This is a genomic window from Streptomyces sp. NPDC007346 (assembly GCF_040703535.1).
In the GTDB taxonomy this organism is placed as follows: Bacteria; Actinomycetota; Actinomycetes; order Streptomycetales; family Streptomycetaceae; genus Streptomyces.
In genome coordinates, this window is record NZ_JBEYKR010000017.1 from 36,137 (window position 1) to 61,454 (window position 25,318).

At 72.1% G+C, this 25,318-nt stretch carries 23 protein-coding genes and 1 pseudogene; 15 read left to right on the forward strand and 9 right to left on the reverse strand.

Annotated features, from left to right (window positions below; genetic code table 11):
- Positions 1 to 212: 212 nt before the first annotated feature.
- Positions 213 to 398 (forward strand): hypothetical protein, encoded by a 186-nt coding sequence (locus AB0917_RS08030; RefSeq protein WP_366818642.1) that lies wholly within the window; start codon positions 213 to 215, stop codon positions 396 to 398.
- A gap of 24 nt (positions 399 to 422) precedes the next feature.
- On the opposite strand, the gene AB0917_RS08035 is transcribed toward AB0917_RS08030, so the two are convergent.
- On the reverse strand, positions 423 to 977 hold the full coding sequence (locus tag AB0917_RS08035) for a hypothetical protein (RefSeq protein ID WP_366818643.1): 555 nt from the start codon (positions 975 to 977) through the stop codon (positions 423 to 425).
- 189 nt (positions 978 to 1,166) lie between these two features.
- Between AB0917_RS08035 and tsaB the strand changes: the two genes are divergently transcribed.
- Genes tsaB through AB0917_RS08055 form a run of 4 tightly spaced genes read left to right on the forward strand, consistent with a single transcriptional unit; the run spans position 1,167 to position 3,749 of the window.
- Positions 1,167 to 1,814 carry a tRNA (adenosine(37)-N6)-threonylcarbamoyltransferase complex dimerization subunit type 1 TsaB gene (tsaB, locus tag AB0917_RS08040; RefSeq protein ID WP_366818669.1) on the forward strand — a complete coding sequence of 216 codons (648 nt, stop codon included), beginning with the start codon at positions 1,167 to 1,169 and terminating at the stop codon, positions 1,812 to 1,814.
- 47 nt (positions 1,815 to 1,861) lie between these two features.
- Positions 1,862 to 2,347, forward strand: a complete 486-nt coding sequence (rimI, locus tag AB0917_RS08045; RefSeq protein WP_366818670.1) for a ribosomal protein S18-alanine N-acetyltransferase — start codon at positions 1,862 to 1,864, stop codon at positions 2,345 to 2,347.
- Positions 2,347 to 3,483: a tRNA (adenosine(37)-N6)-threonylcarbamoyltransferase complex transferase subunit TsaD gene (tsaD, locus tag AB0917_RS08050; protein ID WP_366818644.1), complete on the forward strand. Its 1,137-nt coding sequence runs from the start codon at positions 2,347 to 2,349 to the stop codon at positions 3,481 to 3,483. The genes rimI and tsaD overlap by 1 nt, the downstream gene beginning before the upstream one ends.
- Positions 3,480 to 3,749 carry a hypothetical protein gene (locus tag AB0917_RS08055; RefSeq protein ID WP_366818645.1) on the forward strand — a complete coding sequence of 90 codons (270 nt, stop codon included), beginning with the start codon at positions 3,480 to 3,482 and terminating at the stop codon, positions 3,747 to 3,749. The genes tsaD and AB0917_RS08055 overlap by 4 nt, the downstream gene beginning before the upstream one ends.
- 106 nt (positions 3,750 to 3,855) lie before the next feature.
- On the opposite strand, the gene AB0917_RS08060 is transcribed toward AB0917_RS08055, so the two are convergent.
- Positions 3,856 to 4,578: a TetR/AcrR family transcriptional regulator gene (locus AB0917_RS08060; RefSeq protein ID WP_366818646.1), complete on the reverse strand. Its 723-nt coding sequence runs from the start codon at positions 4,576 to 4,578 to the stop codon at positions 3,856 to 3,858.
- A gap of 108 nt (positions 4,579 to 4,686) precedes the next feature.
- On the opposite strand from AB0917_RS08060, the gene AB0917_RS08065 reads away from it, so the two are divergent.
- Positions 4,687 to 6,264, forward strand: a complete 1,578-nt coding sequence (locus AB0917_RS08065) for an MFS transporter (protein WP_366818647.1) — start codon at positions 4,687 to 4,689, stop codon at positions 6,262 to 6,264.
- A gap of 48 nt (positions 6,265 to 6,312) precedes the next feature.
- On the opposite strand, the gene AB0917_RS08070 is transcribed toward AB0917_RS08065, so the two are convergent.
- Both AB0917_RS08070 and AB0917_RS08075 read right to left on the reverse strand, forming a co-directional pair.
- Positions 6,313 to 8,310: a serine/threonine-protein kinase gene (locus AB0917_RS08070; RefSeq protein ID WP_366818648.1), complete on the reverse strand. Its 1,998-nt coding sequence runs from the start codon at positions 8,308 to 8,310 to the stop codon at positions 6,313 to 6,315.
- Positions 8,311 to 8,572: 262 nt separating this feature from the next.
- Positions 8,573 to 9,796, reverse strand: coding sequence for a methyltransferase domain-containing protein (locus tag AB0917_RS08075; RefSeq protein WP_366818650.1), 1,224 nt, complete (start codon positions 9,794 to 9,796; stop codon positions 8,573 to 8,575).
- Between the two features lie 277 nt (positions 9,797 to 10,073).
- Here AB0917_RS08075 and AB0917_RS08080 point away from each other — a divergent pair, with 277 nt between their 5' ends.
- From AB0917_RS08080 to groL, 3 genes are all read left to right on the forward strand, one after another.
- The gene (locus AB0917_RS08080; protein WP_366818651.1) at positions 10,074 to 10,997 is read left to right on the forward strand and encodes a polysaccharide deacetylase family protein; all 924 of its coding nucleotides are present in this window, start codon (positions 10,074 to 10,076) and stop codon (positions 10,995 to 10,997) included.
- A gap of 325 nt (positions 10,998 to 11,322) precedes the next feature.
- Entirely contained in the window at positions 11,323 to 11,631 is a 309-nt protein-coding gene (gene groES, locus AB0917_RS08085) for a co-chaperone GroES (RefSeq protein WP_030084405.1), read from the forward strand.
- Positions 11,632 to 11,729: 98 nt separating this feature from the next.
- Positions 11,730 to 13,355, forward strand: a complete 1,626-nt coding sequence (gene groL, locus AB0917_RS08090; RefSeq protein ID WP_366818652.1) for a chaperonin GroEL — start codon at positions 11,730 to 11,732, stop codon at positions 13,353 to 13,355.
- A 92-nt stretch (positions 13,356 to 13,447) separates the two neighbouring features.
- On the opposite strand, the gene AB0917_RS08095 is transcribed toward groL, so the two are convergent.
- Complete coding sequence (locus AB0917_RS08095) at positions 13,448 to 14,020, reverse strand: dihydrofolate reductase family protein (RefSeq protein WP_366818653.1); 573 nt, start codon at positions 14,018 to 14,020, stop codon at positions 13,448 to 13,450.
- Positions 14,021 to 14,225: 205 nt separating this feature from the next.
- Here AB0917_RS08095 and AB0917_RS08100 point away from each other — a divergent pair, with 205 nt between their 5' ends.
- A complete protein-coding gene (locus tag AB0917_RS08100) occupies positions 14,226 to 14,696 on the forward strand; it encodes a hypothetical protein (RefSeq protein WP_366818671.1) in 471 nt (156 codons plus the stop codon).
- 101 nt (positions 14,697 to 14,797) lie between these two features.
- On the opposite strand, the pseudogene AB0917_RS08105 reads toward AB0917_RS08100, so the two are convergent.
- Positions 14,798 to 15,791 (reverse strand): annotated as a pseudogene (locus AB0917_RS08105) (hypothetical protein).
- Between the two features lie 381 nt (positions 15,792 to 16,172).
- Between AB0917_RS08105 and AB0917_RS08110 the strand changes: the two are divergent.
- The 3 genes from AB0917_RS08110 to AB0917_RS08120 all read left to right on the forward strand — a co-directional run bounded on the left by AB0917_RS08110 (position 16,173) and on the right by AB0917_RS08120 (position 18,484).
- Positions 16,173 to 17,084, forward strand: coding sequence for a helix-turn-helix transcriptional regulator (locus tag AB0917_RS08110; protein WP_366818654.1), 912 nt, complete (start codon positions 16,173 to 16,175; stop codon positions 17,082 to 17,084).
- Entirely contained in the window at positions 17,081 to 17,287 is a 207-nt protein-coding gene (locus AB0917_RS08115; RefSeq protein WP_366818655.1) for a DUF397 domain-containing protein, read from the forward strand. The genes AB0917_RS08110 and AB0917_RS08115 overlap by 4 nt, the downstream gene beginning before the upstream one ends.
- Before the next feature lie 150 nt (positions 17,288 to 17,437).
- Positions 17,438 to 18,484 carry a DUF5954 family protein gene (locus tag AB0917_RS08120; protein ID WP_366818656.1) on the forward strand — a complete coding sequence of 349 codons (1,047 nt, stop codon included), beginning with the start codon at positions 17,438 to 17,440 and terminating at the stop codon, positions 18,482 to 18,484.
- Positions 18,485 to 18,524: 40 nt separating this feature from the next.
- On the opposite strand, the gene AB0917_RS08125 is transcribed toward AB0917_RS08120, so the two are convergent.
- On the reverse strand, positions 18,525 to 19,835 hold the full coding sequence (locus AB0917_RS08125) for an LCP family protein (RefSeq protein WP_366818657.1): 1,311 nt from the start codon (positions 19,833 to 19,835) through the stop codon (positions 18,525 to 18,527).
- Between the two features lie 117 nt (positions 19,836 to 19,952).
- On the opposite strand from AB0917_RS08125, the gene AB0917_RS08130 reads away from it, so the two are divergent.
- Entirely contained in the window at positions 19,953 to 20,501 is a 549-nt protein-coding gene (locus tag AB0917_RS08130) for an acyl-CoA thioesterase (protein ID WP_366818659.1), read from the forward strand.
- Between the two features lie 162 nt (positions 20,502 to 20,663).
- On the opposite strand, the gene AB0917_RS08135 is transcribed toward AB0917_RS08130, so the two are convergent.
- Complete coding sequence (locus tag AB0917_RS08135) at positions 20,664 to 22,049, reverse strand: LCP family protein (protein ID WP_366818672.1); 1,386 nt, start codon at positions 22,047 to 22,049, stop codon at positions 20,664 to 20,666.
- Between the two features lie 334 nt (positions 22,050 to 22,383).
- Between AB0917_RS08135 and AB0917_RS08140 the strand changes: the two genes are divergently transcribed.
- The gene (locus tag AB0917_RS08140) at positions 22,384 to 23,415 is read left to right on the forward strand and encodes a glycosyltransferase family 2 protein (protein WP_366818660.1); all 1,032 of its coding nucleotides are present in this window, start codon (positions 22,384 to 22,386) and stop codon (positions 23,413 to 23,415) included.
- A gap of 93 nt (positions 23,416 to 23,508) precedes the next feature.
- Here the strand turns inward: AB0917_RS08140 and AB0917_RS08145 are convergent, their stop codons facing one another.
- The gene (locus tag AB0917_RS08145; protein ID WP_366818661.1) at positions 23,509 to 25,281 is read right to left on the reverse strand and encodes an LCP family protein; all 1,773 of its coding nucleotides are present in this window, start codon (positions 25,279 to 25,281) and stop codon (positions 23,509 to 23,511) included.
- Positions 25,282 to 25,318: the final 37 nt, after the last annotated feature.

The following is a 25,318-nucleotide window of genomic DNA, read 5'->3' on the forward strand; positions in this document are numbered from 1 at the left end:
GTGACACGGGGGCGTGGCACGGGGCGTGACATGGAGGGGCGACGCAGAGGGGCGACGCAGAGGCGTGACACGGACGTGTGACGCGGAGGTCGCTTTCCCGACGGGCTGTCGGTAAATTGTTGCGCACGGGACGGTGGTCGTGGTCACATGGGTACGAGACCTGGTTAGGTCTGCCTAACCCGGACCTCCACCAGAACCCCCAGGAGGCATCCATGCCGACGCCCGAGCGTGCGGAGCAGCCACGGCAGCAGCCGACGCCGTCCGACCTGTCGATGAAGGACCTGCTGGCCGCGGGCGCGGCGGCCACCGCGGTCTCCACCCCACCGAGCGAGCCGGAAGCGGCCGAGGCGGACGAGGAGACCGGGCGCGAGAGCGTCGAGCGGCGCCGAGCAGCGTAAGAACTAACGACGGGCTCGGCCCGGCTACGGGACGACGACCACCTTGGCGCCGACCGTCGCGAAGGTCCACATCGCGTTGCCGTCCGCCCGCTTCATCCGCACGCCGCCGGTCCTCGACTGCGGGTCCGGGGCCTCCATCGAGCCGTCCTGTGCCGCGCTGAAGCCCACCGCGACCTCGTCGACGTTGGCGAAGCGCACCACGTGCTCGATGGGGATGCCGTCCGAGCCCTGGACCGTGCCCGAGCGCGAGGTGACCTGGTAGACGTCGGGCGGCGGGCTGACGGGGCTCGGCATCACCGTGAAGGTACGGAGCGCCGTCCCGTTCGCGTCCACCAGCCACACCCGCCGGTCCTTCAGCGCGTAGACGACGCGCTCGCCCGTGCCCGAGTCGGCCGGGACCGCGTGGACGTCCTCGGTGGGCTTCGGCTTCGCGTCGGGCTGAGTGGGGGCGGGGGCCGGGGCCGATGCCTTCGGGGTGGCCGAGGAGGAGGACGCCACCGAATCGGGCGCGTTCGCCGATGCCTGGTAGGCGAGGACGCCGACCACGACGACCGCCGCCGCAGTGAGCCCGGCCACCATTCCCGAGCTTCCCCTTGCCACCGTGAACTCCCCTTTCGGCTGCTTTCTGCCGCATGTCGTACAAGCGTTTACGTCGTACCCGCGGATATCCGGTGACGGTAGCAGCAGGGGGCGGGCAGGCAGGGACGCCGTACGGACGCCGTACCGCCGTCGGCGGAGCCGTAGGCTGTTTGCGTGCTCTTGCTCGCCATGGATACCGCCACGCCCGCCGTCACCGTCGCCCTGCACGACGGTACGTCCGTCATCGCCGCCTCGGGTCAGGTCGACGCCCGCAGGCACGGTGAACTGCTGCTGCCCGCCGTCGACCGGGTCCTCGCCGAGGCCGGGGTGGGGCTCGACGCCGTGACGGGCGTGGTCGTGGGCGTCGGCCCCGGCCCGTACACCGGGCTGCGCGTCGGCCTGGTCACCGCGGCGACCTTCGGCTCCGCCCTCTCCGTACCGGTGCACGGCCTGTGCACCCTGGACGGCCTCGCGTACGCCGCCGGGCGGGACGGCCTGGAGGGGCCGTTCGCCGTGGCGACGGACGCGCGCCGCAAGGAGGTCTACTGGGCACGGTACGAGGACGCCCGCACCCGTGCGGGCGATCCCGCCGTCGACCGGCCCGCCGACATCGCCGCCGAGCTGGCCGGGCTCCCCGTGGCCGGCGCGGGCGCGCTGCTCTACCCGGACGCCTTCCCGGACGCGCGCGGCCCCGAGCACGTGGCCGCCGGGGCGCTCGCCGCGCTCGCCGCCGAACGGCTCGCCGCCGGGCAGGAGCTGCTGGAGCCCCGGCCGCTCTACCTGCGCCGGCCCGACGCCCAGGTGCCGAAGAACTACAAGGTGGTCACCCCGAAGTGAGCGCTGTGGACACGGCGAACACGGCGCCCCCGGCCGTACTGCGCGAGATGCGCTGGTGGGACATCGATCCGGTGCTGGAGCTGGAGCACGCGCTCTTCCCGGACGACGCCTGGTCGCCCGGCATGTTCTGGTCCGAGCTGGCCCACGCCCGCGGCCCCGGCGCCACCCGCCACTACGTCGTCGCGGAGGACCCGGCCACCGGCCGGATCGTCGGGTACGCCGGGCTCGCCGCCCTCGGCGACCTCTCCGACGTCCAGACCATCGCGGTCAGCCGCGAGGCGTGGGGCACCGGCCTCGGCTCCGAACTCCTCACCGACCTGCTGAAGGCCGCGACCGCCTTCGAGTGCGCCACCGTGCTCCTCGAGGTGCGGGTCGACAACGCCCGCGCGCAGAAGCTGTACGAGCGGTTCGGCTTCGAGCCCATCGGCTTCCGGCGCGGCTACTACCAGCCGGGGAACATCGACGCCCTGGTCATGCGCCTCACCATGCACGAGCACGAACCAGAGAACGCACCAGAGACCGGGACTGAATGATGGCTGCCGACGAACCCCTCGTACTCGGCATCGAGACCTCCTGCGACGAGACCGGCGTCGGCGTCGTGCGCGGGACCACCCTGCTCGCCGACGCCGTCGCCTCCAGCGTCGACACCCACGCCCGCTACGGCGGAGTCGTCCCGGAGATCGCCTCCCGCGCCCACCTGGAGGCGATGGTCCCGACGATCGAGCGGGCCCTGAAGGAGGCCGGGGTGAGCGCCCGCGACCTCGACGGGATCGCGGTCACCTCGGGCCCCGGCCTCGCGGGCGCCCTGCTCGTCGGCGTCTCGGCCGCGAAGGCGTACGCGTACGCCCTGAACAAGCCGCTCTACGGGGTCAACCACCTCGCCTCGCACATCTGCGTCGACCAGCTGGAGCACGGCCCGCTGCCCGAGCCGACCATGGCGCTCCTGGTCAGCGGCGGCCACTCCTCGCTGCTGCTGGCCCCCGACATCACCAGCGACGTCCGGCCGCTCGGCGCGACCATCGACGACGCGGCGGGCGAGGCGTTCGACAAGATCGCCCGGGTGCTGAACCTCGGCTTCCCCGGCGGCCCGGTCATCGACCGGCTCGCGAAGGAGGGCGACCCGGCGGCCATCGCGTTCCCGCGCGGCCTCACGGGCCCGCGCGACGCCCCGTACGACTTCTCCTTCTCCGGCCTGAAGACCTCGGTCGCCCGCTGGATCGAGGCGAAGCGGGCGGCGGGCGAGGAGGTGCCGGTACGGGATGTGGCGGCGTCCTTCCAGGAGGCCGTGGTGGACGTGCTCACGCGAAAGGCGGTGCGGGCCTGCAAGGACGAGGGCGTCGACCACCTGATGATCGGCGGCGGGGTGGCGGCCAACTCCCGGCTCCGCGCGCTGGCCGAGGAGCGGTGCGAGCGGGCGGGCATCCGGCTGCGGGTGCCGCGCCCCGGGCTCTGCACGGACAACGGCGCGATGGTCGCGGCGCTCGGCGCGGAGATGGTGGCCCGCAACCGGCGCCCCTCCGACCTGGAGCTGTCGGCGGACTCGTCGCTGCCGGTGACGGAGCCGCACGTGCCGGGGGCCGAGCACGCCCATGGCCATGGGCACTCCCACTCACACTCCCACGACCACGATCACGTGCACGAGATCAGCAAGGACAACCTGTACTCATGAGCGCCGCGACCGTCGTCCTGATGTGGGAGGCCCGCGCCGTGGAGGGCCGGGGCGGCGAACTCCTGGAGTGGGCGCGGGCGCGCTCCGCCGAGCTGGCCCGCGAGCCGGCCCGCCGCGAACTGCTGCGCGCCCCGCAGGACCGGGTGCTGGTCATGACGTGGTGGGAGGAGGCGTCGTACGCCGACGACCTCCCCGAACTCCCCGAGCCCGACGCCGCCCTGATCACCCGGCCGGTGCACCGGTGGCGGTTCGAGGCGGTGGGCTGAGGGACTGAGGGGCTGCGGGACTGAGGGGGCTGAGGGGGCCTCTGCGGGGCGGGGCCCGTCAGCCCTGCGTGCCCTGGTTGGCCGACCGCGCGTCCTCCGGTGCCGATCAGCCCCGCGTCCCCCGGCCGATCAGCCCCTCCACGATCGCGTCCAGCTCGGCGGCGATCTCGTAATCGGCGGCGTACTCCCGCCAGTGCCCCTTCACCTCGGTCAGCCGGGGCAGCTCCGCCGCGTCCTCCTCGGTGATCATCTCGGGGAAGAACTCCCGCCGGGAGGGCTGCTCCGCCCGGCGGGCCGCCGCCCTGCGGAAGACCAGGTCGCCGTAGACGTAACTCCAGATCGTCCGGTACGCGCGCACCGAGCGGGCGGGGGAGAGGCCGCAGGCCAGGGCGGAGTCGATGATCTCCTCCACCATCCACAGGGCGTTGCGGTCGGTCAGCTCGCCCAGCGCCAGGATGTCCAGCACCCAGGGGATGCGGCCGATGATGTCGTGCATGTGCACGGCCACCGCCACCAGCCGCTCGCGCGGGTCCTCGGGCAGCTCCGGGCGCGGGAAGGCGGCCGCGGTGCCGGAGAGGGTGAGCATCAGCAGCTCGTCCTTGTCCTGGACGTAGTGGTAGAGCGCCATCGGCGTGCTGCCCAGCTCCTTGGCCACCCGCCGCATGGACAGGGCCGCCACGCCCTCCTCCTCGACGATGCGGCGCGCGGTGGCGACCATCACGTCCGGGTCCAGCCGGCGCGGGCGCCCCACGGGCCGGCCCGCCGTCGCCGGTTTGCCGCCCGTCGTCTTCTTGTTCTGGTCGCTCGTCTTCTTCTCGCTGCCTGACACCTGGGCATTCTCTCCCCACGGGGCCCTCTCGACGTCTCCGCACCTATTTTCTATACGTGTATGGTAATTCTCGCCGAGGGTCGGCGGACGGGAAAGGGGAGGGGCGTCATGGGCGGTACGGCGGACAGCGGTACGACGGACAGCGCGGCGGCGGGAGGCGGGCCGACGGGCGCCGGGCCGACGGAAAGCGGCCCGGCAGGTGGCGGGCCGACGGGAAGCGGCCCGGCAGGCGGCGGGTCGGCGGCGGGGGCGCGGCATGCGCGGTGGCTGCTGGTGGTGGCGCTCACCGTGCAGTTCCTGGTGTCGCTGGACATGTCCGTGGTGAACGTCGCGCTGCCCGACATCCGCAGCGACCTCGGCTTCGGCCCGGACGGGCTGCTCTGGGTCGTCAACGCGTACGCCCTCGCCTTCGGCGGGCTCCTCATGCTCGGCGGCCGGCTCGCCGACCTGGCCGGCCCCCGCCGCGTCCTCACGGGCGGCCTGGCCCTCTTCGGCCTCGCGAGCCTGGCCGGCGGCCTCGCCTGGTCGCCCGGGTCGCTGGTGGCGGCGCGGGCCGTCCAGGGCGTCGGCGCGGCGGCCCTCGCCCCGGTGGCGTTCGCCCTGATCACCCTGGCGTTCCCGGCCGGGCCCGCCCGCTCCCGGGCGCTCGGGCTCTGGGGCATGGCGGGCGCGGCGGGCGGCGCGGTCGGGGTGCTGGCGGGCGGTGTGCTCACCGACGCGGCGGGCTGGCGGTCGGTGATGCTGGTCAACGTGCCGATCGTGGTCTTCGCCCTGGCCGCCGCCGCGCGCACCGGACCGGTCGGCGGGCAGCGGCGGAGCGGCGCGCGGCTGGACCTCGCCGGGGCGCTCCTCGCGACGGGCGGGACCACACTCCTGGTCCTCGGCCTGGTGCGGGCCTCGGACGACGGCTGGGGCTCGGCCGTCACGGTGACCGCCCTGGGCGCGGCGGTGATCCTGCTGGCCGCGTTCGTCGCCGTCGAGCTCCGTACGGCATCGCCCCTGCTCCGCCCCGGCCTGCTGCGCGGCCGGCCGGTGCTCACCGCCAACCTGTTCTGCCTGCTGCTGGCCTCGGCCCAGTTCGGCGCGTTCTACTTCGTCTCGCTCTACATGCAACTGGTCCTCGGCTACGGGCCGACCGCCGCCGGCTTCGCGTTCCTGCCGTTCTGCGTGGGCATCGTCGCGGGCTCCGTCCTGGCCACCCGCGCGGTCGCGGCGCTGGGCATCCGGCGGCTGATGACCGTGGGCGGCACGCTGGCGGCGCTCGGGATGGCGTGGTTCGCGGCGACCGCCACGGTCGACGGCTCCTTCCTCACCTCGATCCTCGGCCCGTCGCTGCTCTGCTCCCTCGGTATCGGCCTCTGCTTCGTCCCGCTCGGCACGGCGGCCACCACCGACGTGGTGCCCGGCGAGACGGGCATGGCGTCCGGGCTGCTCAACAGCTCCCGCCAGGTGGGGGGTTCGCTCGGCCTCGCCATCCTGGTCACCGTCGCCGCCCAGGTCACCGGCGGCGCCACCGGGCGCACGGCTCTCTCCTCGGGGTACGCGGCCGCGTTCTGGGTCGCGGCCGGGCTCCTGGCGGCCGCCGCGCTGGCGGCGTACGTCCTGCTGCCCGGGGAGCGGGGGGCCGGCCCGGTGGCCGTCGAGCGCGTCGCGAAGGAGCGTGAGGAGGAGGCCCCGGGCCGGTGAGTACGGGCGCGGGGGCGCCGCTACCGGCCCCCGCGCCGCCCGCGGCTCCTACGACTCGTCGACCGCGATGGCGTTGCGCCACACGGTCACGTCCAGCGTCATGTAGTTGGCCGCCGCGTTCGCCGCGGGCAGGGCCCGTACGACGACGAGGCCCAGGTGCCCGTTGTCCGTACGGACGCAGATCTGCGTGCCCCGCACCAGCCGGTCCAGCGCCAGCTTCGTGGAGAACCGGGTCTCGGACCGGCAGGTCTGGAGGTCGCCCTGCTGCCCCGGGTTCAGCAGCACCATCGACCCGTTCGTCCGCACCACACTGCTGATGGAGCTGTACGCGAAGTCGCCGCTGCTGCCGTTGCGCGGGCTGTCCGTGCTGTCGGCGAGCGACAGGTGGTAGCCGGCGGTCAGGTCGATGGACTTGTACGCGACGGGCTCGGGGTCCGGCAGCGGTGCGGCGCCGCTTCCCTCGTCGTCTCCCGTGTCATCGTCGTCGTCCGTCACGTCGGTGCCGGCCGAGGGGGTGCTCGCGGCGGGCTCCTTCTGCTGGGGCTTGGCGGTGTCGCCGCCCGCCTGGTTCTGCTCCTGCTTCTGGTCCTTCCCGCCGTCCGTGTCGCCCTTGGGGCCGTACACCGCGTACCCGCCGCCGGCCCCGGCGGCGAGGGCCGCGACGACGGCGATCGTGACGAACAGGCCGGTGCGCTTCTTCTTCGGCTTCTCCGGCGCGGGCGGCTGGGGCGCTTGGGGCTGCTGCGGCTGCTGGCCGGCGGACGGGTACGCCGGCGGGTAGCCGCCGGCGTAGCCCCCGGAGGGCGAGCCGGTCTGCGGGTAGCCGTACGGGCCGGGCTGCTGCGCGGGGCCCGCGTGCGAGGGGTAGCCGTACGCGCCCTGCGGCTGCGTCGGGTACCCGTACGCGCCCGGCGCCGGGTTCGCCGTCACGCCCGGCTGCTGGTGGGCCCCGGGCGGGGCGGCGGGCGTGGACGGGGCGGGAGCGGTCGGCGCGGGCACGGTCGGAGGCTGCTGGGCCACCGTCACCGGGGCCGTCACCGGGGCGGTCGGCGGGGGCGTCGCGGGCACGGTGAGCGGGGCCGTGGGCGGGGTCGGCGGGGTGCTCGGAGGCGGCGGGGTGCGGTCGGGGGCGGGCGCGGCCACCCGTACGGTGATGTCGGCGGCCACCGCGCCCGGCAGCCAGTCCTCCGGGCGGCGCAGCTGGGTCTCGCTGTTGGCGTTGCGGCACAGGTCGATGACCTCGGCCACCGAGGGGCGGTCCTCGGGGGACTTGGCCAGGCAGCGGGTGACCAGCTCCCGCAGCTCCTCGGGGACCCCCGTCAGATCCGGCTCCTCGTGCACGACCCGGTACAGCACCCCGTGCGAGGTCCCCTCGCCGAAGGCGGGCGCGCCGGTCGCGGCGAAGGCGGCGACCTGCCCGAGCGCGAAGATGTCGGTCGCCGCCGTCACGGACCTGCCCGCCGCCTGCTCCGGCGCCATGAACGCCGGGGTCCCGACGGTGACCCCGCTGCCGGTGAGCGAGGTCGCGTCGGCGGCCCGCGCGATGCCGAAGTCGATCACCCTCGGCCCGTCGGCCGCCAGCAGCACGTTGGACGGCTTGAGGTCGCGGTGGACGATGCCCGCCCCGTGGATGACGTGGAGCGCCTCGGCCATGCCCGCGATGAGCAGCAGGATCGCGGGGACCGGCAGCGGCCCGTGCTCGCCGACCGCCGTGGCGAGCGACGGGCCCGGCACGTAGGCGGTGGCCAGCCACTGCTGCGCGCTCTCCGTGTCACTGTCGATGACGGGCGCGGTGTACAGGCCCTGGACCCGCTGGGCGGCCTGGACCTCCTGCTGGAAGCGGCGGCGGAACTCGGCGTCCTCGCTGAAGTCGGGCCGGATCACCTTGATGGCGACGGGCCGCCCGCCGGGGGTGTACGAGAGGTAGACCTTGCCCATCCCGCCGGAGCCGAGCTTCGCGGTCAGCCGGTAACCGGCCACCGTCCGCGGGTCGCTCTCCTCCAACGGCTGGAAAACCCCGTCGTTGCCCTGCTGCTGACTGGTCATCGTGCTGCTTCCCCCGACGGCGCCTGTTGTCCCGAAACGAGCCGTACTGTATCCGGAAGAGGAGACATGCGGCAGGGAGCTGCCGGTTGCACCGGACGACCGCCTTTCCCCTCGCCCTTCGACCAGGGACTTTCGAACGGACGGCGCTGACCGGCCGAGCCTCGTTCAGGCCGGGCCGGCGGAGGGCTGGATCAGGCCGGCCGAGGGCTGGTCGGCCTGGCCCGGCTCGGGCCCGGTTCAGCCTGGCCCGACTCGGCCCGGCTCAGCCCAGCGGGTGGCCGATCAGCATCGTCGGGGCCCCGGCCACCCGGGTCAGGAACACCGTGGCCGCGTTCGGGCCGGCGAGCTTCATCCGGCGGCGCAGCTCCTCGGGTTCGACCGCCGAACCGCGCTTCTTGACGGTCAGCACGCCCACCTGACGCTCCCGCAGCAGCGCCTTCAGCTTCTTCACGCCGAACGGCAGCCGGTCGGTGATCTCGTACCCGGAGACGTACGGGGAGGAGTAGGGCACATCGCTCGTGACGTACGCGATCGTCTCGTCCACCAGCCGCCCGCCGCACCGCTCCACGATGTCGGCGACCAGGTGCGCCCGGATCACCGCGCCGTCCGGCTCGTACAGATAGCGCCCGACCGGGCCGACCGGCGGGGCGGGCAGCGGGGCCGGGGCGGTGAGGGTCGCCCCGGACGGCAGCAGGGTGGCCCGGAACGAACCGGGCGCGAAGCCTTCCCCGTACCAGAGCACCGCCTCCTTGACGTCACCCCCGTCCGAGATCCACTCGGCCTCCGCCTCCGGGCCGATCGCCTCGTGCGGGATGCCGGGCGCGATCTTCAGCGCCGCGCGAGGAGCCTTCAGCGCGGCGGCCGTCGCCCAGGACAGCGGCGGTGAGTAGGCCTCCGGATCGAAGATCCTGCCGCGTCCGCCGCGCCGGGCCGGGTCCACGAAGACCGCGTCGTACGCGGAGGTGTCGATCTCCGTCACATCGGCGCACCGCACCTCGATCAGCGCGCCCAGGCCGAGCGCCTCGGCGTTGGCGCGGGCCACCTCGGCGGTGAGCGGGTCGCGGTCCACGGCGAGGACGGAGATCCCGGCGCGGGCGAGCGCGACGGCGTCGCCGCCGATGCCGCAGCACAGGTCCGCCACGCTCCGCACGCCGAGCCCGGCGAACCGGGCGGCGCGGTGGGTGGCTACCGAGGTCCGGGTGGCCTGCTCGACACCGTTGGGCGTGAAGTACATCCGGTACGCGTCCTCGGCCCCGAACTTCGCCACCGCCCGCTGCCGCAGCCGGGCCTGGCCCAGGGCGGCCGACACCAGCTCCGCCGGGTGCGTGCGGCGCAACCGGGTCGCGGTGGCCAGCTCCTGGGCGGGGTCGTGGTCGCGCAGCTCGGCCAGCAGGCGCTCGCCCTCGGGGGTGCGCAGGGCGGCGAAGGCGGCACGGGCGGGGTCGTCGGCCGGAGTGGCGGGGGTCGTTGCGTTCACCTGGTCCATTGTGGCCGGTGCGTGGACGGGGGGCCTTACGGGTCGACGCAGGCCTTACGGGGCGACGCGGGCTCTCTAGAGCGACGCGGCCCCTATACGCCGACGCGGGCCCTATAGAGCGACGCAGGACCTATAGAGCGACGCGGGCCCCTGTGCGCCGACGCGGATTCCTATGGGCCGGCCGGGGGACGGGTGCGGGCCGCTCGCGGTGTCGGGGCGGGAGGCGGGTGGACGGCTGGCAGGATGCGGCGCCATGCAACTAGTACGACAAAAAGGAAAATCACCCATGAAGCGGCACCGGCCGGCCACTGTCGTGCTGGCGGCCCTCCTGGCCGCCACCGTCACCTCCGCCTGCGCGGCGGAGGTGGGCGGCGGCGGCACGGGGGCCCCGGACGGAGCGGCGAAGCCCGCCGCCGGGCAGCAGGGTGAGGCCGCCCAGCAGGCCGGGCCCGCCCGCGCCCTGGACACGTACGCCGAGGAGCTGAGGCGCAAACAGGCCGCACGGGCCGTCGCCGCGAAGAAGTGGGGGCTGGCCAAGACCCCGCTCGCCGCCCCCGAACCGCCCGAGGTGAAGCCGAGCATCACCACGCGCAAGGGGTTCGAGGTCCGGGACGACCAGGGGCTGCCGCCCGTCTTCACCACCGTCCCCACCAAGGAGAAGATCGTCTTCCTCACCATGGACGACGGGGCGGAGAAGGACCCCGAGCTGCTGCGGATGATGACCGAACTGGACATCCCCTACAGCGCCTTCCTGAGTGACTACGTCACCAATGACAACTACGGGTACTTCAAGCAGATGCAGAAGCGCGGGGTGGTCATCAGCAACCACACGCTCAACCACCGCTATCTGCCCGGCCTCTCCTACGCCGAGCAGAAGCGGGAGATCTGCGGCCAGCAGGAGAAGATCCTCAAGACCTACGGGAAGCGGCCCACCCTCTTCCGCCCGCCCTACGGCAACTACAACCGGGACACCCTCGTCGTCGCCAAGTCCTGCGGCATCACCGCCGTTCCCCTGTGGGCGGCCGAGGCCTTCGCCGACCACATGGAGTGGCGGGAGTGGGACCGCGATCTGCACCCCGGCGACATCGTCCTCACCCACTTCCGGGGCAAGGGCGACTGGAAGGGCACGATGCCCGACATGATCCGCCTGGTCATGAAGACCATCACGGACAAGGGGTACGCGGTGGCGAAGCTGGAGGACTACGTCTGACCCGCACCGCCTTCCTCCCGTACGGCCCGGCGCGTACGGCCCGGCGTGGCCGGCTCGACGCGTACGGCCCGATGCATGCGGCCTCCATGCGTACGGCTCCCGACGCGTACGGCCCCGATCGAGGCGGCGCGAGGGTGGTGAATTGGCACTCCGCTTGACCGAGTGCTAATCGCGGTCATAGTCTCAGGTCTGGCACTCCCCCCTGGAGAGTGCCAGCACCACACTGTGCGACAGGGCAGGTCCGGCACCCGCGACGACGGATCGGTCTGGTCGCCGCCCACTGACTGCTAAACCCCGTGAGATCTCCGAAGGGGGAGACCGGATCGTGTCGACCACCAGCTCCAAGGTTGCGATCAAGCCGCTCGAGGACCGCATTGTGGTCCAGCCGCTCGACGCCGAGCAGACCACGGCTTCCGGCCTGGTCATTCCGGACACCGCGAAGGAGAAGCCCCAGGAGGGCGTCGTCCTCGCCGTGGGTCCGGGCCGCTTCGAGAACGGCGAGCGTCTTCCGCTCGACGTCAAGACCGGCGACGTCGTCCTGTACAGCAAGTACGGCGGCACCGAGGTGAAGTACAGCGGCGAGGAGTACCTCGTCCTCTCGGCCCGCGACGTCCTCGCGATCGTCGAGAAGTAATTCACCCACGTTTGCTTGTGTTCTGCGCCCCTGGCCCCCTGCGAAATAACTAGCCGGGTGGCGAGGGGCGCAGTTCGTTCGAGAGGGAAGTACAGCCCATGGCGAAGATTCTGAAGTTCGACGAGGACGCCCGTCGCGCCCTTGAGCGCGGCGTCAACAAGCTTGCCGACACGGTCAAGGTGACGATCGGCCCCAAGGGCCGCAACGTCGTCATCGACAAGAAGTTCGGCGCGCCCACCATCACCAACGACGGCGTCACCATCGCGCGCGAGGTCGAGCTCGACGACCCGTACGAGAACCTCGGTGCCCAGCTCGTCAAGGAGGTGGCGACCAAGACCAACGACGTAGCGGGTGACGGCACCACCACCGCGACCGTCCTGGCCCAGGCGCTCGTCCGCGAGGGTCTGCGCAACGTCGCCGCGGGTGCCTCCCCGGCCGCCCTGAAGAAGGGCATCGACGCCGCCGTCAAGGCCGTGTCCGAGGAGCTTCTCTCCACGGCCCGCCCGATCGACGACAAGTCCGACATCGCCGCCGTGGCCGCGCTCTCCGCGCAGGACACCCAGGTCGGCGAGCTCATCGCGGACGCGATGGACAAGGTCGGCAAGGACGGTGTCATCACCGTCGAGGAGTCCAACACCTTCGGTCTGGACCTGGAGTTCACCGAGGGCATGGCCTTCGACAAGGGCTACCTGTCCCCGTACATGGTGACCGACCAGGAGCGTATGGAGGCCGTCCTCGACGACCCGTACATCCTGATCCACCAGGGCAAGATCGGCTCCATCCAGGAGCTGCTCCCGCTCCTGGAGAAGGTCATCCAGGCCGGTGGCTCCAAGCCGCTCCTGATCATCGCCGAGGACGTCGAGGGCGAGGCGCTCTCCACCCTCGTCGTCAACAAGATCCGTGGCACCTTCAACGCCGTCGCGGTGAAGGCCCCGGGCTTCGGTGACCGCCGCAAGGCCATGCTCGGCGACATCGCCACCCTCACGGGTGCGACCGTCATCGCCGAAGAGGTCGGCCTCAAGCTCGACCAGGCCGGTCTGGACGTGCTCGGCACCGCCCGCCGCGTCACCGTCTCCAAGGACGACACGACCATCGTCGACGGCGGCGGCAACTCCGACGACGTCAAGGGCCGCGTCAACCAGATCAAGGCTGAGATCGAGTCCACGGACTCCGACTGGGACCGCGAGAAGCTCCAGGAGCGCCTCGCGAAGCTGGCCGGCGGCGTGTGCGTCATCCGCGTCGGTGCCGCCACCGAGGTGGAGCTCAAGGAGAAGAAGCACCGTCTCGAGGACGCGATCTCCGCGACCCGCGCCGCGGTCGAGGAGGGCATCGTCTCCGGCGGTGGCTCCTCCCTCGTCCACGCCGTGAAGGTCCTGGAGGGCAACCTCGGCAAGACCGGCGACGAGGCCACCGGTGTCGCGGTCGTCCGCCGCGCCGCCGTCGAGCCGCTGCGCTGGATCGCCGAGAACGCCGGCCTGGAGGGTTACGTCATCACCTCCAAGGTCGCCGAGCTCGACAAGGGCCAGGGCTTCAACGCCGCCACTGGCGAGTACGGCGACCTGGTCAAGGCCGGCGTCATCGACCCGGTCAAGGTCACCCGCTCCGCCCTGGAGAACGCCGCGTCCATCGCGTCGCTGCTGCTCACGACCGAGACCCTGGTCGTCGAGAAGCCGGCCGAGGAAGAGGCCGACGCCGGTCACGGCGGCCACGGCCACTCCCACTAGGAGAACGCGCGGTACCTCTTGGTACGCCTGAGGCCCGGTACCCCCGTCGCGGGGGCACCGGGCCTCGGTGCGTCCGGGCCGTCTGCGGCGTATCAGCGCACGACGTCGAACACGTTCTTCTGGATGCCGTTCGCGTAGGCCTCGTGCTCGACCAGCCTCAGCTTCCGGGCGTCCTTGTCCGCCGTGCTGAACAGCCGCTTGCCCGCACCGAGCAGGAGCGGGAAGACGAGCAGGTGGTAGCGGTCGATCAGGCCGGCGTCCGACAGGCCGCGGTTCAGGGTGGCGCTGCCGTGGACGATGACCGGTCCGCCCTCGGTCTCCTTCAGGGCGGCGACCTCGTCGAGCGAGCGCAGGATCGTGGTGTCGCCCCAGTCGGAGACCAGGTCGCTCTCCCCGAGCGTGGTGGAGACGACGTACTTGGGCATCACCTTGTACCCGGCGAACTCCTCCATCCCCGGCCACACCGGACTGAACGCCTCGTAGCTGGTCCGGCCCAGCATCAGGGCGGCGGCCTCCTCCTGTTCCCGGCCCTTGATCTCGTAGGCCTCCGGAAGGAACTCCACGTCCTTGAAGGTCCACCCCGAGTTCCGGTAACCGGGCTCACCGCCGGGGGCCTCCACGACGCCGTCGAGGGAGACGAAGGCGGTGCTGATCAGGGTGCGCATCAGTGGCTCCTGTTATCTCGTACGGGTATCCCGTGGCGGGCGGCCCGGGGGCGGGCGCCCTTGGCGGGAGCGGCCCTTGGCGGGGACGGCCCGTGGGGCATCAACTCTTACGGATGTACTGACCGCGCACCCCGCCGAAACTCATCGGTCCGGCCAGGCCCATCCGTCCGGACCACGGCCGGTACCCTCCCTCCCCATGACCGGGATGACCGAACTCGACAGGCTCACCACCCTCTTCCGCGCCCTCGGGGCGGACGGCGAAGCCCCGGACTGGGCCGAATCCGAGGCCGAGGAGGGGCTCCCGCAGCTCGCCCGCTACCGCTTCCTGCGGACGGTGTGGCAGGACGTCGACGCCTGGGCGGCGGAGGCGCCCCGGTGGGTGGCCGCGTACCGCACCGACGGCGTGGCCGCCGGGGCCGTCGACCGCGCCCTCGCGGCCGGGCTCACCCCCGAGGACCTCGGCGAGCTGGCCCGCGAGGTGGCCCGGGAGACCGCGTTCGGGGTGCTGTACGCCCTGGCCGACCCGGCGGACGGCTCACTGCCCGCCGAGATCGAGGACCAGCTGCCGAGCTGGCGGCTGGCGGAGCTGAACGCGGCGGGCGAACCGACGGGCCGCCATCTCGACGCCCTGCACGAGGACTTCGCCGCCCTCGAACCGAAGGGGACCGTGACGTGACGCGGGGGCGGGGCGTCAGGCGTAACGCGGGAGGCCGTCCGTCGAGATCGTCCACTCGGCGATCGTGACGTCCTCGCCGTAAAAGGGTCGTCCCCTTCATGCTAGGCCGCCTCCGCCAGCTCGCCCCGGCAGCCACGGCAGTAGTCGGCCGAGGTGGAGCGGAACGCGTGGTCGCAGCGGTCGCAGTTCCGGAGGGGGATGACGAGGGTACGGCGGGCCGGGACCAGCTCCGAGGTGCCGGGGAGCGGCGGTGGCAGGAGCGCGGTGAGCCGGTGCTTGATGAGCTTCGCCGGGTACCTGAGGGGCTGCGGGAGGTCCGTCGTCAGGGCGTGGCGGATGGTGTCCGGCCGCGCGTCGCGCTCCAGCCAGGCAGCCATGGCGGGGGTCAGGCGCTCGACGTCGTTCTCGGAGAGCACCAGCTCGGGCGCGTGCCGCCGCAGGTCGGCGAGGAGCGCGGCGGCGGTCCGGTGCAGCTCCGGGGTCAGCTCGCGGGGCTGGGGGAGCGGCCGGGGCGGCGGCTTGGGCCCGGTGCGCGGCGGTACGTGGACCGGGGCGGGGGCCGGGGGGGTGCGCTTCTTCCGGTACGGGGATGGGTGCGGGGGCCGGTACGGGCGCGGGCGCGGGTTCTGGCACCGCAGGCGCCACCACCTGCGGCACCACCACCGGCGGCACCACCACCGGCGCAGGCGCCACCAGCTGCGGCGCCACCACCGCCCCGCCCAGCAGCAGCGCCGACGGCTGGTTGCAGAACACCGTGCGGGTGACGATCTTGCCGTTCGCCAGCCTCGTACGCGTCCGGCGCAGGTAGCCGTGGGCCTCCAGCTCGCGCAGGGCGGAGGCGATCACCGTCTCGCCCTCGGCGAAGCGGGCCGTGAGCGCCTTGATGCCGACCCGGGAACCGGCGGGCAGCGACTGGATGTGCACGCCGATCCCGATCGCGGTGAGCGACAACTCGGCGTGCTGGGCGAGGTGGTTGCCGACGACCGTGAACCGGCTGGTGTGCGGGATGGCGACGTGGATGACGCCGAAGGAGGGGAGCGGCCCGGGAAGCTCCGTCAGGGCGCGGGTGAGGGCGTTATTGTGCTGGGTAGCCATGGGGAAGCCTTTTCTTCCTTGGTGGTCAGGCCCTCGTTCGGGATTGCCGTCCCGGCGGGGGCCGTCTCATGTCTGGGGTGCTGGTCAGCGTGAGCATATGCCTGGCAACCCGTCCGAAATCCAGCCCAGTTGGTGAATCTCACCCATGTGGGTGACCGGCCCCTCCCGCAGCTGACCACCGGGATCAGGCGGGGTGGGGTTGGGTATTTTCTCTTGGTTCTTTAAGCACTTGATGTCGGGGCCCACCAAGTCGCGGTGAGCCACGACCCGGTGGGCCCTTACCGAGTCGTGACGCGCCACGACCCGGTGTGAGCAGCGATTTCGGGTGGATTTCCGGAGATCCGCCACTTGGTGCGGCCTGCCTTCCCTACGCTGCCCACCATGGCTGACGAAGACGGCAGGCGCGGCGCGGCGGTGCACAAGGCAGGAGCAGGAGCAGGGGCGGAGAAGCCCGTATCCGACCCGGATCTCAACCAGGATCTCGATCCGGCGGACGATTCGAGCGCGGTCATGGCTGCCGTCGGGCGGCAGATCAGACTCTGGCGGGAGTCGGCGGGACTCCGAGCCGTCGAACTGGGCACGGCGATCGGATACAGCGAGAGCCTCGTCTACGAGGTCGAGGCCGGACGGCGCATCCCCAAGCCGGAGTTCCTGGACGGGACGGACGCGGCTGTGGGCGCGGGCGGCAAGGTCTCCGCGATGAAGAAGGACGTGGCGGAGGCCCGATACCCGAAGAAGGTGAAAGACCTCGCCAAGCTCGAACGGGAGGCGGTCGAGCTGGGCGCGTACGGAAACCACAACATGCACGGCTTGCTCCAGACCGCCGAATACGCCCGTGCGCTCTACGAGATGCGGCGTCCGTCCTTCGGGCCCGACGAAGTCGAGCGGTATGTCGCGGCCCGGATGGCGCGCCAGGAGATCTTCCGGCGGAAGCCGCTGACCATGCTCACTTTCATCCAGGAGGAGGTGACTCTCAGGCGGCCGATCGGCGGCCGTGCTGTGCTCCGCCGCCAGCTCGAACACCTGCTGGAGCTAGGCCAGTTGCGGAACGTCGAGATCCAGGTGATGCCGACCGACCGGGAGGACCACGCCGGGATGGGCGGTCAGCTCCAGCTTCTCAAGTTCGAGGACGGGAGGGCGGTGGGACACTGGGAAGGACAGTTGTTCAACCGCCTGACCTCCGACCCCAAAGAGGTACGGATCCTGGAGCAGCGGCTCGGTCTCGTCCGGGCCCAGGGCCTCACTCCACGGGAATCACGAACCTTCATCGAGAAAGTGCTGGGAGAGACATGACACGCAAGTCCTCGGGTGGAGACGGCTCCGCTCTGGAGTGGTTCAAGAGCAGCTACAGCAGCAACGACGGCCCCGAGTGCGTGGAGGTCGCCGCTGCCCGCAGCAGCGTGTACGTCCGTGACTCCAAGCATCTGGCCGGGCCGCAGCTCGGCTTCGCCTCCGCCGCCTGGGCGGACTTCGTCCCGTACGCCTCCGGCAGCTGAGAGCGCCGCACCGCACCACCCCGCACGTCCTGAGCGCGCTCGGCCGGCCCTGACGGGCGGCTGGGCGCGCTCGTGTGTGTCGGTTCTCAACTGGTCGCCCTTTATGGCGGAAACCCTGACACCGGCAGCCCCCTTCGGCACACTGGGTGCATGAACGATCACGCGGGGAAGTCGCCCCACCACCTCACGATCAACGTCACGCGCCACGACGACCCGGTCTCCGAGGTCACCGAGGCGGACGCGTTCGCCTCGGTCCGCAGGTATCCGAACATCGTGGTCCGCGGGCCGCTGTTCGGGCTCGCCGAGCAGCGGCGCGGGGACCGGCCGCGCTGGCGGCTGCTGGGTGAACTCGACACCGGGTTCCCGCAGATGGCCCGGGACGAGCTGAACTCGCACCTCTGGTTCAAGGCCAAGGACCACACCGAGGACCGGGCCGAGCGGCGGTCGCTGCTGGAGGCCGTGGCCCGGCTGGAGACCGAGCCGGTCAACGAGGTGACGGCGGCCGGTGTCCGCTACCGCATCGTGCGGGCCGACGAGTTCGCCCGGATCGGCGACGGGCGCCTGGAGCCGCCCCGGGCCACCGATCCGGACGACGACAGCTGGGCCCTGGACGCACCCGAACCCTCCCGCACCAAGGGGTTCGTGGTCGACCACGCGGCGGCCGTCGGGCTGACCGAGGGGATCGACCGGGTCGGGCTGCTGCACCTCTCCTACACCGCCGACCGCTTCCCCGACGACGTACGGGCCGACTCCCAGCGGGCGTTGACCACCCACCCGGGCGTCGTGCTCCTCCCGACGACGTTCCGGGTGGTGGAGCGGAAGGAGCTGTCCTGGTCGATGGTGACCGGGCAGTACGCGACCCCGCAGGGCGCCCGACGCGCCCTCGTCCACCACCTCACCAAGCCCGTGCCGCAGCTCCCGGACCTGCCGGACATGCCGGAGCTGCCCGCGTGGATGAAGGTGGACGAGAAGGAGGCGGCCCTCCACGCGCGGGCCGCCGAGAAGTTCACCGCGCGCCGCAGGCCCAACGAACTCGTGGTGCGGGGACGGCGGTACGACGTCGTGCGGGTCGAGCGGGTGATGCGCATCGGGCCCGACGGGCCGGAGAAGCCGCGCCCGTCCGACGTGGACGACTACGGCCCCTCCCAGATCCATCCCCCCATGGACGAGCACGGGAACATCAACTACGGCACGTAGCCCCTCGCGCGAACGCTCCGCAAGGGGCGGGCGCCGGGCCTCAGTCGCCCGTGACCGTGACCTTCTCGTCGTTCCTCAGCTGTTCCATCAACTGCTTGACCTTCGCCTTGTCCCAGACCAGGTTGCCGCCGACGCTGCCCGAGAGCGGGATGTTCATCGACGTACCGTCGCCGCCCGTGACGCCCTTCATGGCGAAGAACATCTGGCTCAGCGACCAGAGCGACATGTCCTTGTCCACGATCAGGGTGTCCAGGCCCGCGCCCATCGTCGGGTACAGCTTGAACGGGTTGAGGACCGTGGACGGGGTCGCCGTCTGGCTCGCCAGCGCCGCGAGGAACTTCTGCTGGTTCTTCGTACGGTCCAGGTCGCTGCCCGCGAAGGCGTACCGGGTGCGGACGAAGGCCAGGGACTGCTCCCCGTTCAGCGTCTGCTTCCCGGCCTGGAAGTCGGCGCCGGACTTCTTGTCCTTGAACGCCTTGGGGATGTCCATCTCGACCCCGCCGATCGCGTCCACGATCTGCGCGAAGCCGCCGAAGCCGATCTCGACGTAGTGGTCGATGCGCAGCCCGGTGTTGAACTCGACCGTGCGCACCAGCAGTTCGGGGCCGTCCTCGGCGTACGCGGCGTTCAGCTTCATCTGCCGGCCGGTGCCCGGGAAGAGCTTGCCGGACTCGGACCCCTTGAAGGAGGGGATCTCCACGTTGGAGTCGCGGGGGAGCGAGATCAGCGTCGGGCCGTTCGAGCCGCGGTGCAGGATCATCATCGAGTCGGTGCGCTTGCCCTCGGCGGAACCGGTGCGCAGCCGCTTCTTGTCCTCGGCCGACATGCCCTCACGGCTGTCGGAGCCGACGATCAGGTAGTTCGTGCCCTTGCCCTCGCCGGGGCGCTCGATGACCTTGGCGAGGTCGACCTCGCGCTTCAGCTTGGAGTCGGCCCAGAAGTACGTCGAGACGGAGACCACGAGGAACACGACGACCAGGGTCAGCGCGCCGAGCTTGATGCGGCGGCGCCAGTCCGGCGCCGGCCGGCCCTGGACGTGACCCGCGTCACCGCTCCCGCGACCGCCGCCACGGCCGCTCCCGCGACCGCCGCCCGCGCCGCCGCCGTAGACCTGGCCGGTGTTGTAGCCGCTGTCGTAGCCGGGGGCGCCGCCCTGGTGGCGGTGGTCGTCGTACCCCTGGCTCTGCGGGGGCACCTGCGGCCTCTGCGGCGGCACGGTCGGCCTCTGCGGCGGGGCCGGGCGGCGCTGGATGTGGGGCATCGCGCGGGCGCTCTCGGGCTGGGGGCTCGCACTGCCCCGCCCGTAGCGCTCGCCGCGGTCGCCGGTCCGTCGATCGGGCCAATCGTTCATCCGAACAGTGTGCCGTGCCGACCTATCGCTATTACAGGGTGTAAGGGAAATCGCACCAGGGCTGTTGCGAAGCTGATGCATTCTGCGGGATCGGGGCCCGCGCATAAGGTGGACTGTATGACAGATCAGGCCACCCGCTCGGAGGACGAGATTCCGGGCAAGCCCACCGCGGCGTCCCGGACCACCCTCAGCCACATCATGACCGGCAGCGACACCAACCTCCTGGGGACGGTGCACGGTGGCGTGATCATGAAACTGGTCGACGACGCGGCGGGCGCCGTGGCCGGACGCCACTCCGGCGGACCCGCGGTGACCGCGTCGATGGACGAGATGGTCTTCCTGGAGCCGGTCAGGGTCGGTGACCTCGTGCACGTACGCGCCCAGGTCAACTGGACCGGCCGCTCCTCGATGGAGGTCGGCGTCCGTGTGATGGCCGAGCGCTGGAACGAGTCGACCCCCGCCCAGCAGGTCGGCAGCGCCTACCTGGTCTTCGCCGCCGTCGACGGGGACGGCAGGCCGCGCCCCGTACCGCCGGTGATCCCCGAGACCGAGCGCGACAAGCGGCGCTACCAGGAGGCGCAGATCCGGCGCACCCACCGGCTGGCGCGCCGCCGGGCGATCAAGGAGCTGCGGGAGAAGCGCGTGGCGGACGGCATCGACGACTGAGACCGCCCTCGGCAGGTCCGCAGCGGTTCCGCGGGCAGGCTTCTGTGGCTCCGGAGCGGTTCTGCGGGCGGGCTCCCGTGGCTCCGTAGCGGCCCCTACGGGCTGGCCCCCGTGGCTCCGTAGCCGTCCCTACGGGCAGGCCCCCGTGGCTCCGAAGCCGTCCTACGGGCAGGCCACCTCGTCGCCCGTCACCGTGGAGAACTCGCCCACCTGCGGGGTCTCAGCCCGCACCGGCCGCACCTTCGTGAAGTCGGAGCCGGCGGTCACCTCCATCGTGGCGCCCTGCCCCTTCACGGCCTTCAGCTCGCTCCCGGGCAACGCGGCGGCCAGTGACTTCGCCGACCGGTCCCAGCGCGGGTCGTACGTCACGAGCGTCCGCTCCAGGTCCCGCAGCTCGCCGTTGAGCGGGGCGTCCGTGGTGGCGAAGCCGGTGGCGCGCAGGCCGGCGTCCATGTCCTTGGCGAGGCCGTCCTTCGGGGTGCCGTTGTAGACCTGCACCCGGATCTCCTCCGGCGCCACCTCCACCAGGGCCGCCGTCGCCTGCTGGGGCGCGCCCGTCGTGGGCTTCGGCTTGGCCGGGGCCAGCGGCCGGTCCTCGCGCAGCGCCTGGAACAGCTTCTTCGACTTCTCCGCGTCCCACCGGACCGTGGAGCCGATGCCCTTCACGGGGAAGCTCGGATTGCCCACCGGTACGGAGGTGAACTCGGACGAGGCCGGGCTGAAGTCCTTCATCGCCTTGCCGAGCTCCAGCATCTGTTCCGTACCGAACCCCTCGTCGGCCCGGACCGACCCCAGCACCGACGCGGAGACCTGCTGGAACTTCACCGGGTTCAGCAGCACCCCGTTGCCCGTCGCCTGCTTGATCAGCGCCGCCACGAACTTCTGCTGGCGCTGCATCCGGCCCAGGTCGGAGGCGACGTCGACATGGCGGGAGCGTACGTACTGCAACGCCTGGCCGCCGTCGAGCCGATGCGTGCCCGCCGGCAGGTCCAGACCGGTGTACGAGTCCTTCATCGGCCGGGCCGTACAGATCTCGACCCCGCCCACCGCGTCGACCGTCTTCATGAAGCTGGTGAAGTCGACCTCCAGATAGTGGTCGACCTTGACGCCGGTCATGTGCTCGACCGTCCGCACGGTCAGCGCCGGCCCGCCCTCCGCGTAGGCGGCGTTCAGCTTCACCGGGTGGGCGGAGTGCTTCTCGCCGGTCGTGCGGTCGGTGTGGGCGGGGATCTCGGCGTAGCTGTCCCGGGGCAGGCTCACGACGCTCGCGCGCCGCTTGTCGGCCGAGAGGTGGACCAGCATGATCGTGTCGGTGCAGTGGCAGGGCGCGCCGCCCAGCCGGTACTTCCGCTTCTCCTCCTTGGTGATGGTGTCCCGGCCGTCGGTGCCCACGAGCAGCAGATTCGTGCCGTGCCCGGACTGGGGGCGGTTCTTCATGTCCTTGAACGGGTCGACCCGGCCGATCCCGCCCTCCAGGTTGCTCATCACCGCGTGACCGATCCCACCCGCGCCGAGCACCAGCACCGAGAGCCCGGTGGCCACCCGCATGCCCCAGCGCGGCCGCTCGTCCTGCTTCCGGGAGCGGACCGGCCGCACCCCCCGCGGCGGGCGGCGGCGCGGGGCAGTGGTGCGGGGGCGGGGCGGGCGCTGCGGTGGACGGGGGGTGGGCACGGGGGGAGACACCTCCGCGGTGCACGGGGACGGAGACACGTCGGCGGTGCGAGGGGACCATCGCACGGTAGGCCCATACGATCTCCGCCCCGGTCCACGACCCGGCGGCGCGCGCACCGGTGTCCCCCATTCGCGGTAACGTGGCGGCCGAATCACGCCGCCTCCTGGGGTGCGGAACCCCTGGCGCCCCCGAGGACCCCCCGAGGACCACATGTCTGCCGCGCAGTACCCCGCCGTCTCCGTGATCATGCCGGTGCTCAACGAGGAACGCCATCTCAGGAACTCGGTCCGGCACATCCTGGAGCAGGAGTACGCCGGTGAGATGGAGGTCGTGATCGCGCTCGGCCCCTCCACCGACCGCACGGACGAGATCGCGGCCGAGCTGGTCGCCGAGGACCCCCGGGTCCACACGGTCCCCAACCCCACCGGCCGCACCCCCGCCGCCCTCAACGCGGCGATCAAGGCCTCCCGCCACCCCGTCGTCGTACGCGTCGACGGCCACGGCATGCTCTCGCCGAACTACATCGCCACCGCCGTCCGCCTCCTGGAGGAGACCGGTGCGCAGAACGTCGGCGGCATCATGCACGCCGAGGGCGAGAACGCCTGGGAGGACGCCGTCGCCGCCGCGATGACCTCGAAGATCGGCGTCGGCAACGCGGCCTTCCACACGGGCGGCCAGGCGGGCCCGGCCGAGACGGTGTACCTGGGCGTCTTCCGGCGCGAGGCGCTGGAGAAGGCGGAGGGCTACAACGTGGAGTTCATCCGCGCCCAGGACTGGGAGCTGAACTTCCGCATCCGCGAGGCGGGCGGGCTGATCTGGTTCTCGCCCGAGCTGAAGGTCCAGTACCGCCCGCGCCCCTCGGTCAAGGCGCTCGCCAAGCAGTACAAGGACTACGGCCGCTGGCGCCATGTCGTGGCCCGCTACCACGCCGGCTCGATCAACCTGCGCTACCTCGCCCCGCCGGCCGCCGTCGTCGCCATCGCGGCGGGCCTCGTCGTGGGCGCGGCCGTCACCCCGTGGGCGCTCCTCGTCCCGGGCGGTTACCTGGCCGCGATCGTCGCCGGGTCGCTCCCCGCCGGCAAGGGGCTCTCGCCGAAGGCCCGCGCGCAGATCCCGGTGGCGCTGGCGACCATGCACATGTGCTGGGGCTTCGGCTTCCTCACCAGCCCGCGCTCCCTGGCGAAGCGGGTCATCGCGAGCCGCCGCCCGTCGCTCGCGAGCAGCAGCAGCGAGACGGTCTGAACCGGCCGCCGGTCACGCCGACGTACGAGAAGGGCCCCACTCTGCCGGTGGGGCCCTTCTCGTACGTACGATCCGCTACGGGGTCGCGTCACATCACCAGCTGTACGCCGGGTCGACCTTCATGCAGCCCTTCTCCTCGCCGTTGAGGGCCTCCGCCGACTCCGGGGTCTTCTCCGTGCCCTTGGAGACGGGGTAGGGGCCGTCCTCGCGCCAGTCGGCGCCCACGGCGAGCGAGATGCCCGAGACGTCGGTCGACCTCTTCACCTGCGAGATCGGGACGCCGAGCGCCTTGGCGATCGCCTGGGCGTCGCCCTCCAGATCCGCGCTCGGGTACAGGATTCCGGTCCGCGCCGACCCCGCCACGTTGTCGGGGTCGACGGTGGCCCTCGCGAAGCCCGCCTCCTTGAGCAGCTTCTCCACGTCACCCGCCCGCCCCGAGACGGGACCGAGGGCGTCGGTGGCCGTGCCGTTCCGTACGGCGACGGCGATCTCGCCGACCGGAGCGGACGGGTCCTTCGGCTCCTCCGGCTTCCGCTTCGACGCCTTGCCGTCCAGCGGCATGTCCTCGCGGACCATCCGGAACAGCTGCTCCGCGTCGCCCGCCTTCGGGTAGACACGTCCGTTGTTGACGCCGGTGCCGTACACGTTCGGCATGGTCGACATCGTGATGCGCTTCGTCGGGACCTTCTTCAGCTCCTCGGCCAGGTCGTAGAGCTTCTTGACCGTGTCGAGCCCCTTGTCGACCGTCAGCGCGGTGGTCGCGGCCTCGGCCAGGTTCATCAGCTTCGCCGGGTCGGTGAGCTTGGTGCCCTTGCGCAGCTGACGCACCATCGCGTTCATGTACTGGTGCTGGGCCTTGGCCCGCGCGAGGTCGCTGCCGTCCTCGAAGCCGTACCGGGTGCGCAGCCACTGGAGGGCCTGCTCGCCCTGGACGTAGGTGGTGCCCGCCTCCAGCTTCAGCCCGGAACCACCCCGGCCGTTGGCGCCGCGCGAGTGGACGTTGGCGGTCACACAGACCGGGACGCCGCCGATCGCGTCGGCCATCGAGACCACACCGGCGAAGTCGATCATCATGAAGTGGTCGATGCGGATGCCGGTCAGCTCGTACCAGGTGGCCACCGTGCACCCCGGACCGCCGCGGCTCAGGCTCTGGTTGGTCTGCACGTCCACCGTGCTGGCCGGGAAGACCTCACCGTCGGGGGCCGTGCACTTGGGCATCTTCAGCATGGTGTCGCGCGGCATGCTGACCACGGAGAGGTTGGAGCGGTCCGCGGAGAGGTGGAGCAGCATCTGCACATCGGCCAGTGGCGGAGCCCCGAAGGTCTCCTTCGCACCGCCCAGCTTCTGGTTCGCCTCGGAGTCCCGGGCGTCGGAGCCGATGAGCAGGATGTTGAGCGGGGTCTGCCCGGCGGCGTTGGCCTTGTGGTCGGCCATCCGCTTGTCGCCGAGGGTCAGATCCTCTTTCCTGATGTTGCCGTTGAGGTGTTCGTAGTAGAGGTAGCCGGCCCCACCGGCGCCGAGTATCAGCAGGGCGAGTACGGCGGAGACCCAGCGCAGTACGCGCCGTGTGCCGCTCTTCGGGGCGCGGCGACTGCTCCGGCCGCTGTGGCCCCGGCCGCCGGGGCCCCGACTGCCGCGCCCCCGCGATCCGCCCCGCCCTCCGGCCGCCTTCGCGGACGTGCCGTCCGTGCCGCCGTCACCGTTCGCGCGGCGTGTACGGCCCTCACCGCCGTCACCGCTCGCGCGGCGTGCACGGCCCTCACCGCTTCCGTCCCCGCCCGCGTCCCCACCGGGCCGGTCCGCGTGGCGGACGCGTGACCGTGTGCCCTCCCCGGGCGTACTGCTCCGTCCCACCGGACCCCCCATGCTGTTCAGATTTCCGCTGCGGCGCGGTGACCGGGCG

Bases quoted from the DNA above. Each gene is read 5' to 3' on its own strand.
- AB0917_RS08055 (WP_366818645.1), top strand. From the start codon at position 3,480: ATGAGCGCCGCGACCGTCGTCCTGATGTGGGAGGCCCGCGCCGTGGAG.
- groL (WP_366818652.1), top strand. From the start codon at position 11,730: ATGGCGAAGATTCTGAAGTTCGACGAGGACGCCCGTCGCGCCCTTGAG.
- tsaD (WP_366818644.1), top strand. From the start codon at position 2,347: ATGGCTGCCGACGAACCCCTCGTACTCGGCATCGAGACCTCCTGCGAC.
- AB0917_RS08140 (WP_366818660.1), top strand. From the start codon at position 22,384: ATGTCTGCCGCGCAGTACCCCGCCGTCTCCGTGATCATGCCGGTGCTC.
- AB0917_RS08080 (WP_366818651.1), top strand. From the start codon at position 10,074: ATGAAGCGGCACCGGCCGGCCACTGTCGTGCTGGCGGCCCTCCTGGCC.
- AB0917_RS08030 (WP_366818642.1), top strand. From the start codon at position 213: ATGCCGACGCCCGAGCGTGCGGAGCAGCCACGGCAGCAGCCGACGCCG.
- AB0917_RS08100 (WP_366818671.1), top strand. From the start codon at position 14,226: ATGACCGAACTCGACAGGCTCACCACCCTCTTCCGCGCCCTCGGGGCG.
- AB0917_RS08125 (WP_366818657.1), bottom strand. From the start codon at position 19,835: ATGAACGATTGGCCCGATCGACGGACCGGCGACCGCGGCGAGCGCTAC.
- AB0917_RS08110 (WP_366818654.1), top strand. From the start codon at position 16,173: ATGGCTGACGAAGACGGCAGGCGCGGCGCGGCGGTGCACAAGGCAGGA.
- AB0917_RS08035 (WP_366818643.1), bottom strand. From the start codon at position 977: ATGGTGGCCGGGCTCACTGCGGCGGCGGTCGTCGTGGTCGGCGTCCTC.
- AB0917_RS08070 (WP_366818648.1), bottom strand. From the start codon at position 8,310: ATGACCAGTCAGCAGCAGGGCAACGACGGGGTTTTCCAGCCGTTGGAG.
- AB0917_RS08130 (WP_366818659.1), top strand. From the start codon at position 19,953: ATGACAGATCAGGCCACCCGCTCGGAGGACGAGATTCCGGGCAAGCCC.
- AB0917_RS08145 (WP_366818661.1), bottom strand. From the start codon at position 25,281: ATGGGGGGTCCGGTGGGACGGAGCAGTACGCCCGGGGAGGGCACACGG.
- AB0917_RS08115 (WP_366818655.1), top strand. From the start codon at position 17,081: ATGACACGCAAGTCCTCGGGTGGAGACGGCTCCGCTCTGGAGTGGTTC.
- AB0917_RS08135 (WP_366818672.1), bottom strand. From the start codon at position 22,049: ATGCGGGTGGCCACCGGGCTCTCGGTGCTGGTGCTCGGCGCGGGTGGG.
- AB0917_RS08120 (WP_366818656.1), top strand. From the start codon at position 17,438: ATGAACGATCACGCGGGGAAGTCGCCCCACCACCTCACGATCAACGTC.
- AB0917_RS08065 (WP_366818647.1), top strand. From the start codon at position 4,687: ATGGGCGGTACGGCGGACAGCGGTACGACGGACAGCGCGGCGGCGGGA.
- rimI (WP_366818670.1), top strand. From the start codon at position 1,862: ATGCGCTGGTGGGACATCGATCCGGTGCTGGAGCTGGAGCACGCGCTC.
- AB0917_RS08095 (WP_366818653.1), bottom strand. From the start codon at position 14,020: ATGCGCACCCTGATCAGCACCGCCTTCGTCTCCCTCGACGGCGTCGTG.
- tsaB (WP_366818669.1), top strand. From the start codon at position 1,167: ATGGATACCGCCACGCCCGCCGTCACCGTCGCCCTGCACGACGGTACG.
- AB0917_RS08075 (WP_366818650.1), bottom strand. From the start codon at position 9,796: ATGGACCAGGTGAACGCAACGACCCCCGCCACTCCGGCCGACGACCCC.